Genomic DNA, 12,326 nt, shown 5'->3' on the forward strand with positions numbered 1-12,326 from the left:
TGAGATCGATCACAGGGGTTGTTAGCGGCAAGTTGCGTGTGCTGTTTCGGCTTGTGTTTTGCCGTCGTCTTGGTCTTGGAGCGTCAGTTTCTCCCTGTCAAAAGTGAATGCACCTGTGGGAGTGAGGAGGTGAGCCCCGTGAGGATGTTTCAAGCAAAAAGGGGGGCAAAGCCCCCCTTTTGAAGTGTATGGATTGAGAGTTGGTAAGGATTACCAGAGTCCAACTTCGCTGCGGACATTGGTTCTGACGTTATTGGTTCTCTGGTTGTTCCAGCGCTGGTTGTTGGTGTGCTGATTGCTGTAGCGCTGATTGTTCCAGCGTTGGTTGTTGGTGTGGCGGTTGTAGCGTTGATTCTGGTTGAAGGCGTTGTTGTAGCGGCGGTTGTCGTAGCGGCGATTGTCTTGATTGTAAGAACCGACGGCAGAGCCGTTGTAGGAGCCAACGGTGTTTCCAGAGTTGTATGTGTTTCCAGAGTTGATGCCACCGACGGAGTTTCCGTGACCGCAGATGGTGCCTGTACCAGAGCATCCACTGCCAGCATTTTGTGCGAGGCCTGCCATGGGTGAGCCGGCGAGCCCGAGTGTGGAGAGAGCGACGGCGAGAGCGATTGATTTAATCATGATGGAGCTGTTGTGAGGAGAAAGTCATCAGGGCTCGTTGTCCTGATGTTTTCAGTGTGTTTGTTTTAGATGTGTATTCTTGTGATTTGAGTTGTGTTGATGAGTGATGTTGGTCACAGGTTGTAAGGCAATAAAAAAGTCCTCCTTGTGTGGGAAGGAGGACGTGTTGTTGTCTGAGCTGAGGTGTCTTTGCGGATCTATTTAAAGGTGTGCTTGTCCATGAGTTTTTGTGTGCAATTTTGATTTCTCTTTCCTATGAATAATGAATTTGTGTTGATGCATCGGAAATCAATTCTGTGCAATCTAGAGCGTTCTGATGCTGAGCAATCGGTTGCTTTGAGAAGATAGTGGCCCCAATTAGTTCAACTTTCTTGTGGCGCCAGTGCGATTGGTTTGGGCCTATTTGCGTTAAGCGTTTGGTGACACCACCGAATAAGATCCTGCAGCAGCGTCGGCATAATAAGCAGAAGGGCTTAGGCCGGATCTGCGCAATTACTGTGCTGTTGCAGATATGCGTGATTTCCCGACAATGGCTGAGGCCTTGCCGGCATTCGATGTTGTTTATGTCTGAAATCGTTTTTCACTGAGCTTACGGACATGATTGCGAAAGACGTGATTGCGAAGCGCGATGTAGTGGTTAATCTAACGAACTGTTGGTGATCAGACAGTGCTGTTTTTGGTATGAATGCTGATCCCAGAGTTGCTTGTCGATCGGCGATTCATTCTGCTTGGGAAATGTTGAATCGCGTCAGGCGATGGTGATGGGCAGATTCAGGTCACGTTGCCAGTCGGCCAACGGCCGATTCCAGCCATCTTCGAGTTTTTTGGAAATCACCAGTTCCGCATCCAGGCCCATCTGAAACCCCTGTGCCAGAGCTCGCAGCATTGGCGTCAGAGGTTCGTCGTTCTGAAGGGCTGAGAGCATTCCGCCGAAGATCAGCATCACGGCCAGCGGCGAGCGATTCTGCGCAAGGTTGAACCCCTGGAGCCCCAGTTCACTCGCACCATCGATGCCGAATCCAGTCAAGACGTGTGTGATGTCGTGAGTCTCTTTCAGTCGATGCACGATGAAGTCCTTGTCACTGTCAACCGGGGATGGGTCAATCAACGTGTCTGGGGTGATGCCCTGACTGATCAGCTGGTTGGCATAGCAACGCCCAAGGCTGCCCTCCGGAAGGGTCTTGAGGGCGCTGAGGTCAATCGGCTGCGGTCTCCAGCGTTCCTGCACCAGATCCTTGAACTGAGGATCCTTCAACAGATGGCGCATCATCTGATCGCCGAGAGGACCATCCTTCACGCTGTTGCCGACGGCGAACACGCTGTCCAGTGACCCTGGATTCTTCAGGAAAGAGGCGAGCCCGGCCAGCAGTTTCAGGCTCTGGAGGCGTTCCTGCAATCTGATGTGCATCGGATCAGGCCTGGAGATAAGTGGCCTGTTGGAGGCTGCTGGCCACGTGGCTGATCAATAGCCTGGCGTCGTTGACCGACAGCCGTCGATCTCGGATGGCCTCCTCGCTGGCCAGGCGGAGGCGTTCGAGCATCAGATCAGGGTCGTGTTCCATCGCTTCCAACACATCGGAGTTGGTGTCTCCGCGCACCACGTGGTCCAGCAGGTAACCACCGCCAGGGGCCAGGCGGATATGCACGGCGTTGGTGCTGCCGAACAGGTTGTGCAGGTTGCCCATCACTTCTTGGTAGGCACCGGCCAGAAACAAACCGATCAGGTAAGGCTGATTCGGCTGAGGGCTGTGCAGTTCCAGCAGGGGTTTGCTCTGCCCGCCCTGGATGAAGCGTGCCAGCTTGCCATCGGAGTCACAGGTGAGGTCGGCAATGCTCCCGAGCTGGTCGGGCTCTTCATCGAGTCGATGGATTGGCATCACGGGAAAGAGTTGATCGATCGCCCAGGTGTCGGGAGCTGATCGAAACACCGAAAAATTGCCGTAATAAGTGCTGGCCAGGCTGGCGCGAAGATTGCGCAGCTCATCGGGGCTGCTGTCATCGGCGGGCAGCAGGCGATTGATGCGCCGCGCACAGGCCCAGGCCAACTGTTCAGCACGTGCCCGCTCCGGAAGGCTTAGGTATCCGAGGCGGAAAGCACTGAGCGCATCATCTTTGAACTTCAGAACGTCGTTCCAGGCTTCCTGCAGGTTGGCTGTGGTGATGCCATCAAAAGTTTCATGCAGGTTGCGCAGGATCAATGGATCGTCGTCCATCCGTTCCGGACGCTCATCCGGTGCCGCACCGGTGCCGAGGATGTCGAACACCAGCACGCTGAAGTGGCTGGCCAGGGCACGACCGCTCTCGCTCACGAGCGTGGGCACGGGAACACCGCTGGGTTCACAGCATTCCTTCACAGTGGCCACCACATCGTTGGCGTAGTTCTGCAGGGAGTAATTGGTTGAAGCCGCGGTGGCGCTGCGGCTGCCGTCGTAGTCGATCCCCAGGCCACCGCCCACGTCGAGAAAGCCCATCGGTGCCCCCAGCCGGTGCAGCTCGCCGTAGATCTGTCCAGCTTCCTGGAGGGCATCCTTCAGGACGGCGATGTCGTTGATCTGACTGCCGATATGGAAGTGCAGCAAGCGCAGCTCTTTCAGAAGGCCTGCATCGCGAAGGGCTGCAGTGGTGTCAAGCAGTTCGGGGATGGACAGGCCGAATTTGGCACGGTCTCCCACGGAGCTGCCCCAACGGCCCGTACTGCGGGTGGAGAGGCGGGCACGGATTCCGATCATCGGTGCTGCACCGAGGTGATCGCTCGCTTGAATGATCCGCTCCACCTCGTCCGGTTGTTCGATCACCACCACCGGTTGACGTCCGAGCTTGCGCGCCAGGATTGCCGTTTCCAGGTACCGCTGATCTTTGTAGCCGTTGCAGATCAGCAGAGCTTCCGGATCTTTCAGCAGCGAGAGGGCGATCAGCAGTTCCGCCTTGCTCCCAGCCTCCAGGCCAAAGTGCCAGCGCTGGCCGCTGTCCACCAGCCGTTCAACCACATGCCGCTGCTGATTGCATTTCACAGGGAACACGCCCTGGTAGCGGCCTGAATACCCGTAGTGGGCAATGGCGCGATCGAAGGCTGCATGCAGCCGTTCGAGCCGATCTTCCAGAATGTCGTCGAAGCGGATCAGCAGGGGCAGGCCGAGATCCCGAGCCTGCAGCCCCTCCACAAGTTCGATCAGATCGATGCTTCCGCCACGATCGCCCTGGGGTTGCACGGTGATGTGACCGCGGGAGTTGGTTGAGAAGTAAGGGGCTCCCCATCGCTCCAGTCCGTAGAGGTCTGCACCGTCCTGAACGGTCCATGGGCCAGCGGTGCTGGTGTGGGCCATCAGAGTCAAACGGTGGTCTCCAGGATCTGTGACGAGAATCTAGGCAGGGTTGATCGCTTCAACAGCCCGGCGCAGCCTGCTTGCTTGCCAACCGGGCCGGCAGCCACGGACGATGGCGACGGTTTTTTGTTTTTCCATGGCCTCGGAACGCACCTTCATCGCCATCAAGCCCGACGGGGTTCAGCGCGGTCTCATCGGCGAGATCCTCGGTCGTTTCGAGCGCAAGGGTTTCAAGCTTGTCGGCCTCAAGCAGCTCACCCCCAGCCGTGAGCTGGCAGAGCAGCACTACGGCGTTCACAAAGAGCGTCCGTTTTTCGCCGGCCTGGTGGACTTCATCACCTCTGGCCCCGTGGTGGCCATGGTGTGGGAAGGCGACGGTGTGATTGCCAGCGCCCGCAAGCTCATCGGTGCCACCAAGCCTCTCGAAGCAGAACCCGGCACCATCCGCGGCGACCTGGCGATCAACATTGGTCGCAACGTGATTCACGGGTCTGATGCTCCAGAGACCGCACAGTTCGAGATCGGTCTCTGGTTCCAGGCGTCTGAGCTGAGCGACTGGACTCCTTCCGATCAAGGATGGCGCACCGAGGGCTGATCCATCGACCCTGGCCGGGTCCTCTGCCCGGGTGCTGCGCATCATGAGGGGACTCGGTAAGCAGAGTTGTGAGCGATAGCCCCTCCCATGAGCTCCAGCCCTGGCTGAAGCGTGCGGCGATCACCTGGGTGAATCATGCCGGCGCTCCGTTGGTGAAGGTGGTGCCCCGCCGCCATCTCCACAAAGCAGCCGATCTGGGTGTGGGGTTTTCGCCTGTGGCCGATGCCTTTCGGGTTGATGGATGCATCGCGCCTTCACACCGTTTCGCTCGACCTGATGAAGATCTGCGTCTCCATGCTGTGGTGGAGGCGCTGGCACCTCTTGAGCCTGATCGCGGTTGGGCCTGGGCTCCCGGGGAGCGGCGTTGGCGTGATGGACGGGCCTACGAGGCCGACCAGCGCAGTTTTTGCCGGCTGCAACAGGACTGTCTGCAGCAGAAAGGGCTGACGCTGCAAGCGGGCTTCGAGCTCGAGTGGATGGTGTTTGCAGGGGATGCGGGAACCCAGGGTTCTCCTGCATTCCCGGGCGGGCCTTATGGGGCTGATCGCTTGGTGGAAGGCCTCGACTATGCCTCTGAGATCTGTGAGGGCCTAGATGCTGCCGGGCTGGACTGGCTGCAGTTTCATCCCGAATACGGTGCTTCCCAGTTCGAGTTGTCACTGGCCCATGCGTCGGCTGTGGAGGCCGCCGATCGTTTGGTTCTGGCCCGCTTGGTGATTCAGCGCGTGAGCCGACGACTGGGACTGCGTTGCAGTTTCACGCCCAAGTTGTCCAGCGATCAGGTCGGCAACGGCGGTCATGTGCATTTCAGTCTTCGCCGGCATGGTCAGCCCGTGCTGCAGGGAGGCGATGGTCCAGGTGGCGTGTTGCCGGAGGGTGCGGCTCTGATTTCCGGTGTGTTGCATCACCTGCCGGCATTGCTGCCGATCGCCTGTCCGCTCTCGGCTTCGTACGCCCGGCTGGCGCCCAGCTCCTGGTCGGCGCCTTATCAGGTGTGGGGAATTGAAAACCGCGAGGCGGCCTTGCGTTTGGTCCCAACCTCTGTCGATCAAGTGCCTGCCCACCTCGAACTGAAAGTTGCCGATCTGGGGGCCAATCCCTATCTGTTGCTTGGATCGTTGCAGGTGTTGGCGATGGCGGCTCTCATCGAGGCCGTGCCCCTGCCGGAGCCGGTGCGCGGCGATCCTGCGCGCGTTGATGGCACAACAGCGGCCCATGCCCGTCTACCCCAGTCCTTGGCGGAGGGGCGTACAGCGTTGGCATCCAGTGCAGTGCTGTCGGCGGCGATGGGCGAGCTGCTGCATGGGAGCGTGCTCGACAGCATCGATGCCGAGATCGCCCGCTGTGAGGGTTTGCCTCCGGATCAGGTGATCGCCAGCACCCGCTGGTGGCCCTTGGTGGGTGGACTCAGCTGACGCCAGAGTCAAACCGCTGCCATTGGAAACAGGGCAGCAAGAGGTCCAGATCATCGCGGGCACGGCCTTGGCTCACGCAGTCCGCGATCGCCTCAGCTGTGGCTGCAGCCATCAGCACCCCGTTGCGGTGATGGCCGCAGGCCAGCCAAAGTCCAGGGAGGGGACCCTTTCCAAGTAATGGCCCCTCATCCGGTGTGCAGGGCCGGAATCCCCACCAGCGTTCCATCGGGGGCCAGCCCGAGGCTTCCGGGAGCAGGGAGGCAATGCCCTGCTTGAGGATGCTTTGCCCTTGGGGAGTGAGGCCCTCTGCGAAACCGGCCTCCCGCTCCGATGTGGCGCCCACCACCACCAGACCGTCTTCCCTCGGCACCAGGTAAGTGCCGGGTCCGAAGATCACGCGTTTGAGGGCGCCCCGGGGAGCCTGGAGGGACAGCATCTGCCCTTTCACCGGGAAAATCGGCAGCTGAGGCAGGAGCCGGCTGCTCCAGGCCCCGGAGCAAAGCACTGCTATGGCACTATTACGTTCCGAAATCGTTCCTTCAGCGTTGCGGATGCGTGCCCCAATGTGTTTGTCGCCGTTCTCAAGCAGCTCCAGCACTTCCACGCCCTCCAGAAACTGCACCCCCCGTTCCACGCAGGCGCTTTCCAGGGAGCGCATCAACTGGCGGCGGTTGTCGATCTGGCCGTCTTGCTCGAACAGCAGGCCGGCCTGCCAGGTTGTGGCGATGCCCGGCACTTCCCGCTCCAGTTGCCGGCGGTTCAGGGCTGTTCCAAAGCGTGCTGTGGGGTAGCGATCCCGGTCTTCGCTGCTGGTGAAAGGCACCACAATCCCTGTGGAGCGCAGTCCGCAGGGCAGGCCGCTGTCGGCCTCGATCTGGGCGACCCAGCTCGGCACCCGCTCCAGGCTCAGTTGACCGAATCGCAGCTGGTCACCGCTCAGGCCTTCAGCGTGGGGAGCCAGCATGCCTGCTGCCACGAACCCTGCGGCCTCTCCGCGTCGCCGGCTGATCACGCACACCGGATGGTCCCGCCGGGCCAGCTGATGGGCGATGGCCAGGCCCATCAATCCACCGCCAAGGATCAACGCGGCGTCAGCGGCGGGAGGGCGTAAGGCGGTCATGGCTGATGGGGGCTGCGGTTCGCGGTCTTTCCATAGGATTGCTCTGCTCTGAACGTTCCACACAGCGGATGGCGGCACCTGCAGCAACAGACCAGGCCTGGGAAGCGGTGATCGGTCTCGAGACCCACGTTCAGCTGGGCACCAACAGCAAAATTTTCACGGCTGCATCCACGGCGTTCGGGGATGACCCCAACACGCACATCGACCCTGTGGTGTGCGGGCTGCCAGGAACGCTTCCCGTTCTCAATCAGAAGGTGCTGGAGTACGCCGTCAAGGCGGCGATGGCACTCAATCTGAACATTGCCGAGCACAGCAAGTTCGACCGCAAACAATATTTCTACCCTGACCTTCCCAAGAATTATCAGATCTCCCAGTACGACGAACCGATCGCAGAGGAAGGCTGGATCGAAGTGGAGGTGGCCGAGAAGGGTCAGGACACCTACCTGAAAACAATCGGGATCGAGCGGCTTCATATGGAGGAGGACGCCGGCAAGCTTGTGCATGCCGGCAGTGATCGTTTGGCTGGCTCCACCCATTCGTTGGTGGACTACAACCGCGCCGGTGTCGCGCTTGCGGAGATTGTGAGCAAGCCGGATCTGCGCACGGGTCGTGAAGCGGCGGAGTACGCCTCGGAGATCCGTCGGATCATGCGCTATCTCGGTGTGAGCGACGGCAACATGCAGGAGGGCTCCCTGCGTTGCGACGTGAACATCTCCGTGCGCCGGGGGCCGGAGGCGCCTTTCGGAACCAAGGTGGAGATCAAGAACATGAATTCGTTCTCGGCCATTCAGAAGGCCTGCGAGTACGAAATCCAGCGCCAGATCAAGGCCTACGAAACCGGTGAGCCCATCGTTCAAGAAACGCGGCTCTGGGATGAGAGCAAGCAGCTCACCAAGAGCATGCGCAGCAAGGAGGGGGCCAGTGATTACCGCTATTTCCCAGATCCGGATCTCGGGCCGATCGAGGTCAGTGCTGATCAGCGGGAGTCCTGGCGGGCTGAGTTGCCGGAGCTGCCGGCAGCCAAGCGCCACCGCTATGCCGAAACCCTTGGGCTGTCCCAATACGACGCTCGGGTGCTCACCGATGAGAAGGCGATGGCCGACTACTTCGAGGCTGTGGTGGCGGCGGGTGCCGACGCCAAGCTTGCGTCCAATTGGATTACGGGCGACATCGCTGCCTATGTGAACGGCAACCGTCTTCGCTTCAGCGAACTTCCCTTCCGTCCGGAACAACTCGCCGAAATGGTGCAGCTGATCGATGGTGGCAAGATCAGCGGCAAGATCGCCAAGGAGATCCTGCCCGAACTGCTGGAGAAGGGTGGCTCTCCCAAGGCGATCGTGGATGAGCGCGGTCTGGGAATGATCAGTGACCCTGCCGCGATCACCACCATCGTGGAGGAGTTACTTGCGGCCCATCCCGATGAGGTGGAGGCGTTCCGCGGCGGCAAGACCAAGCTGCAGGGCTTCTTCGTTGGCCAGCTGATGAAGAAAACCGGAGGCAAGGCCGATCCCAAGCTGGCGAATCAGATCCTCAGTCAGAAGCTCAAAGGGGCTTGATTCCATCAGTTTTGACGGGGTTCCACCACTGAGCGGCCGGCTGGGGAGACGATGTTGATAAGGAAGTGGGGGTGCTGATTTCGATCTCATTTCGATTTCACTTATGGCGACTTCTTCAACGGTGCTGCGCTCGAAGCATGCATAAGTGCTGGCTTCTACTGCTGGATTGAGGATCAGCATGTGCTGCTCACCAAGAGCAAAGCTCCAGCTCTTGGTGAAAGGTCCCCATGAGGAGAAAGGGTTGGAGATTGGCATCATCGTTGCCTGTTTACGTTGTCTCTGGTGCCGGGGCAGAGCCTCCGGATCAAGGACGAGATCGGGGAGAGCTTTCCACCATGAGAAAGCCCCCTTAGAGCGGGGGCTGCTTGGGATCCTTGATGAAGTGATCAGGCCGGGTTGATCAGCGGGTCCAGTTGCTGTTGCCGAGGGAGCCTGTGTGGCTAACTCGGACCAGCCTTGATCCGTTGACGACCTTGAACGTGAGACGACCGGAATTCTGGGTTTGACTGCCGGCGGTGTCCTGCCAGAGGCCACTCACAGTGTTGCCTTGGCGCTGACCGATGAAGATGTTTTTAAAATTGCCTCCTCGGCCGTTCCAGGAGACGATTGACCCTGTCTGGCGAACCACATACGTTCCGCCGTTGTTGCCACGCCAGGTTCCGTTGAGGTTGCGCGCATCGTTGCAGTCGGGTCGGCTGCTAATGGATGCGGGCTTTTGTGTTGGTGTCCAGGAGGTGTTGAAGCCAGGGTTGCCGCCAACTTTGACGAGTCGATTGCGATCAATGCGCAGCTTGAGGCTGCCGGTGCTGTTGTTGCAGAAGTTCTTCCAGGAAGCGTTGATGATGTTTCCCTGGATGGTCCCTGTGATCAGGTTGAAGGGTTTGCTATTGAGGAAGCCTTTCATTTGGAAGTTGTTGCCGCTGCGCTGAGCGGAATAGACACCTTTGTTGTTGCCTTTGAGCCAGCCATTGAGGTTGACCTGCTGCTGATTGGATGGCGGAGTGCTGTTGGATCCGGAGCCTGATCCAGCGCTTACACGGATCATTCGGTACTGCAATGCCTTGGGCACATTGCCTCCAGCGGTGGGTGCATTGGCCTGCAGCATGTTGTTGGATCGTTGAATGACCCACTGCCTGTTGGACAGCGATTGCAGCTGCAGGGTGTTACCAACTTTGTTGGCCATGAACAGGCGGTTGCGGCTGTTGGTGGTGCAGCCCCTCTTCAGTTGGAGCGCCTTGTTACTGGCAACGCTTACCCAGCGATTGGGGTCCTGCGTGCTGCGCAGCGCATAGGTTCCACCATTCAATCCATTGCGATTGCCGAGGTCGTAGATGTCAAAGGTTTCCCAGCTTTTGTTGCCACCGATGCGGCTGCTGGTGGCACCGACCGCTGCATCGGATCCGATGCCGGCACGGATGTACTTGTTGTTCAGATTGGATTTCAGGGCGTAGCGGCCAAGCAGGGTGCCGCCTGTACAGCGTGTGGTGGCTTCAGCCGGAGTGGCTGTGAGCGCGGTGAAGCCGCTGAGGCCTGCTGCGGCAGTGAGGCTAAGGGCGATGGAGGCTTGGGCGAATTTCATGGGTTTGAGCGTTTGAGGAGGGCCGGGTTGCTGTCGCTCCCGGTGATGCATGCACTGTCCTCAGCTCGCGTTCTGCAGCCCGTGTCCTTGATCCCGAGGTGGTGTGATTGTGCTCACAGCAAGCCCAGAACCTGGGCTTGCCAGGCATCCGGCTCGCCGCTGTTGTCGATGATCTGATCCGCCAGCAGGCATTTGCGCGCCAGGGGCCATTGCGCCTCGATGCGTTGGTCGGCCTGCTGAGCCGACAGCCCGTTCCTCTGGATCAGCCGTTGCTGTTGCTGTTCCGGACTGCAGTACACAACCCACACTTCTGTGCAGAGGTTTTCCAGCCCGGATTCATAGAGCAGAGGAATCATCAGCACGACCGTCGGCGTTCGCTCCAGCTCATGCAAGGCAGCGTCGAAAACCTGCCGGACCAGGGGATGGACCAGTTCTTCCAGCCATCGACGTTCCACCGAATCGGAGAACACGATCTCGGCGAGAGCCTGTCGGTTCAGCTCCACCTTGTCGGCTTGGGCCGCATTGGAGGCGACAGCGGTGCCATAACGCTCCAGGACAGCCCTGCAGCCTGCACTGCCCGGGGCCAGAGCATCCCGGGCATAGCGATCGGCATCCAGCACAGGGATGCCGTGGTCGCTCAACCAGCGCCCCACGCTGCTTTTGCCGGATGCAATGCCGCCGGTGAGACCAATGCGGCGTTGGCTGGGCATGGTGCGGCGGCAGGATACCTTCAGTGTCTCGCGTAGATCCGTGGTTGATGCCGCTCCAAGGGTTTCATCCGACTGGTTGCCGGTGGCAGGGGGAATTACTGCGCCAAAGGGATTCAGGGCCTCAGGGATCACTGCTGGACTGAAGGCTTCTGCAAAGCCTGATCTCGCCTTGGTGCTGGCCCCCGAAGGCGCTGCCTGCGCTGGGGCTTTCACCCGATCGGTGGTGCGTGCCGCCTGTGTGGATCTTTGCGACGACCGGCTGCGTGAAGGGGGCGGTCAGGCGAGGGCGGTGCTGATCAATTCCGGCCAGGCCAATGCCTGTACGGGCGATCGGGGTCTGATCGACAGCCAGCGCGCCACCCAGGCGCTGGCGGACCGCCTGGGTCTGAATGGTGAGGCTGTGCTGATCTGCTCCACCGGGGTGATCGGTGTGCCGATCCCGATGGAGGTGTTGCTGGGTGGTCTGGACCCTTTGGTGGAAGCGTTGAATGCTGAGGGTGGAGCTGCTGCTGCCAAAGCCATCCTCACCACGGACCTAGTGGAGAAAGAGATCGCTTTTGAAGCGGAGCTGGATGGCCGCTCGGTGCGGATTGGTGGCATGGCCAAAGGTTCCGGCATGATCCATCCCGACATGGCCACCATGCTCGGGTTCATTTGTTGCGATGCGGCGGTGCCTCCCCCGGAGTGGCAAGCCATGTTGCGGCGGGCGGTTGAACGCTCCTTCAACGCCATCACCGTCGACGGAGACACCAGTACCAATGACACTGTGCTGGCCTTCGCCGCTGGAGACCCCGTGGCGCCGTCGTGTCACGCCAAGCTCGAGGAAGGTCTGACCCTGGTGGCGCAGCATCTCGCCAGAGCGATTGCCCGGGATGGGGAAGGCGCCACCTGTCTGATCGAGGTTCAGGTGGAGGGAGCGTCCACCGAAGCCGGAGCACTCAAGATTGCGCGCACGATCTGCAGCTCCTCATTGGTGAAGACGGCCGTTCATGGCCGCGACCCCAACTGGGGGCGGATTGTTGCAGCAGCCGGCCGGTCCGGAGTGGTGTTCGATGCCGATGCCGTCGCCCTTTGGATCGGGCCGCATCAGCTCATGGCGGCGGGCCAACCCCTGGCGTTTGACCGTGCCGCCGCATCGGCCTATCTCAGTGAGCGGGCGTATGGCCGTTACCTGGTGGAGGACTCGGTTCAGATTCGGCTTGCCGTTGGTTCAGGGGCCGGTGAAGGAACGGCCTGGGGATGTGACTTATCGGATCAATATGTGCGCATCAACGCCGATTACACCACTTGATCAAAAATGTAGTGATACCAGAGTGTTCGGGGTTCTCAACTGCGCTAGTGCAAAAGAGGTGGAAACCATAACTCACGTATCCAGTCTTAAATCAGAGGGTAGTAAGTCAAAAAAAT

10 protein-coding genes are annotated in these 12,326 nt (G+C 59.8%); 4 read left to right on the top strand and 6 right to left on the bottom strand.

Annotated features, from left to right (window positions below; genetic code table 11):
- Window positions 1-210 precede the first annotated feature (210 nt).
- The 3 genes from WH7805_RS09555 to speA form a co-directional block, all read right to left on the bottom strand.
- On the bottom strand, window positions 211-621 hold the full coding sequence (locus WH7805_RS09555) for a hypothetical protein (RefSeq protein WP_006042865.1): 411 nt from the start codon (window positions 619-621) through the stop codon (window positions 211-213).
- Window positions 622-1,369: 748 nt separating this feature from the next.
- Window positions 1,370-2,029, bottom strand: a complete 660-nt coding sequence (locus tag WH7805_RS09560; protein WP_006042867.1) for a Coq4 family protein — start codon at window positions 2,027-2,029, stop codon at window positions 1,370-1,372.
- 4 nt (window positions 2,030-2,033) lie between these two features.
- Window positions 2,034-3,944 (bottom strand): biosynthetic arginine decarboxylase, encoded by a 1,911-nt coding sequence (gene speA, locus WH7805_RS09565; protein ID WP_006042868.1) that lies wholly within the window; start codon window positions 3,942-3,944, stop codon window positions 2,034-2,036.
- Window positions 3,945-4,080: 136 nt separating this feature from the next.
- Between speA and ndk the strand changes: the two genes are divergently transcribed.
- Both ndk and WH7805_RS09575 read left to right on the top strand, forming a co-directional pair.
- Window positions 4,081-4,539 carry a nucleoside-diphosphate kinase gene (gene ndk, locus WH7805_RS09570; protein WP_006042870.1) on the top strand — a complete coding sequence of 153 codons (459 nt, stop codon included), beginning with the start codon at window positions 4,081-4,083 and terminating at the stop codon, window positions 4,537-4,539.
- Window positions 4,540-4,607: 68 nt separating this feature from the next.
- On the top strand, window positions 4,608-5,954 hold the full coding sequence (locus WH7805_RS09575; protein WP_006042871.1) for a glutamine synthetase family protein: 1,347 nt from the start codon (window positions 4,608-4,610) through the stop codon (window positions 5,952-5,954).
- Here the strand turns inward: WH7805_RS09575 and WH7805_RS09580 are convergent.
- Window positions 5,947-7,074 (bottom strand): FAD-dependent oxidoreductase, encoded by a 1,128-nt coding sequence (locus tag WH7805_RS09580; RefSeq protein ID WP_006042872.1) that lies wholly within the window; start codon window positions 7,072-7,074, stop codon window positions 5,947-5,949. The two genes, WH7805_RS09575 and WH7805_RS09580, sit on opposite strands and share 8 nt — an antisense overlap.
- A 68-nt stretch (window positions 7,075-7,142) precedes the next feature.
- Between WH7805_RS09580 and gatB the strand changes: the two genes are divergently transcribed.
- Window positions 7,143-8,630 (top strand): Asp-tRNA(Asn)/Glu-tRNA(Gln) amidotransferase subunit GatB, encoded by a 1,488-nt coding sequence (gene gatB, locus WH7805_RS09585; RefSeq protein WP_006042873.1) that lies wholly within the window; start codon window positions 7,143-7,145, stop codon window positions 8,628-8,630.
- Between the two features lie 400 nt (window positions 8,631-9,030).
- On the opposite strand, the gene WH7805_RS09590 is transcribed toward gatB, so the two are convergent.
- Window positions 9,031-10,209 carry a hypothetical protein gene (locus WH7805_RS09590; RefSeq protein WP_156783662.1) on the bottom strand — a complete coding sequence of 393 codons (1,179 nt, stop codon included), beginning with the start codon at window positions 10,207-10,209 and terminating at the stop codon, window positions 9,031-9,033.
- A gap of 113 nt (window positions 10,210-10,322) precedes the next feature.
- The gene (gene coaE / locus WH7805_RS09595; RefSeq protein WP_038004626.1) at window positions 10,323-10,919 is read right to left on the bottom strand and encodes a dephospho-CoA kinase; all 597 of its coding nucleotides are present in this window, start codon (window positions 10,917-10,919) and stop codon (window positions 10,323-10,325) included.
- On the opposite strand from coaE, the gene argJ reads away from it, so the two are divergent.
- A complete protein-coding gene (argJ, locus tag WH7805_RS09600; protein ID WP_156783771.1) occupies window positions 10,918-12,210 on the top strand; it encodes a bifunctional glutamate N-acetyltransferase/amino-acid acetyltransferase ArgJ in 1,293 nt (430 codons plus the stop codon). The genes coaE and argJ overlap by 2 nt on opposite strands.
- Window positions 12,211-12,326 lie beyond the last annotated feature (116 nt).

Source organism: Synechococcus sp. WH 7805 (genome assembly GCF_000153285.1).
GTDB lineage: Bacteria > Cyanobacteriota > Cyanobacteriia > PCC-6307 > Cyanobiaceae > Synechococcus_C.

Bases quoted from the DNA above. Each gene is read 5' to 3' on its own strand.
- WH7805_RS09590 (WP_156783662.1), bottom strand. From the start codon at position 10,209: ATGAAATTCGCCCAAGCCTCCATCGCCCTTAGCCTCACTGCCGCAGCA.
- speA (WP_006042868.1), bottom strand. From the start codon at position 3,944: ATGGCCCACACCAGCACCGCTGGCCCATGGACCGTTCAGGACGGTGCA.
- argJ (WP_156783771.1), top strand. From the start codon at position 10,918: ATGGTGCGGCGGCAGGATACCTTCAGTGTCTCGCGTAGATCCGTGGTT.
- ndk (WP_006042870.1), top strand. From the start codon at position 4,081: ATGGCCTCGGAACGCACCTTCATCGCCATCAAGCCCGACGGGGTTCAG.
- WH7805_RS09555 (WP_006042865.1), bottom strand. From the start codon at position 621: ATGATTAAATCAATCGCTCTCGCCGTCGCTCTCTCCACACTCGGGCTC.
- WH7805_RS09580 (WP_006042872.1), bottom strand. From the start codon at position 7,074: ATGACCGCCTTACGCCCTCCCGCCGCTGACGCCGCGTTGATCCTTGGC.
- gatB (WP_006042873.1), top strand. From the start codon at position 7,143: ATGGCGGCACCTGCAGCAACAGACCAGGCCTGGGAAGCGGTGATCGGT.
- WH7805_RS09560 (WP_006042867.1), bottom strand. From the start codon at position 2,029: ATGCACATCAGATTGCAGGAACGCCTCCAGAGCCTGAAACTGCTGGCC.
- coaE (WP_038004626.1), bottom strand. From the start codon at position 10,919: ATGCCCAGCCAACGCCGCATTGGTCTCACCGGCGGCATTGCATCCGGC.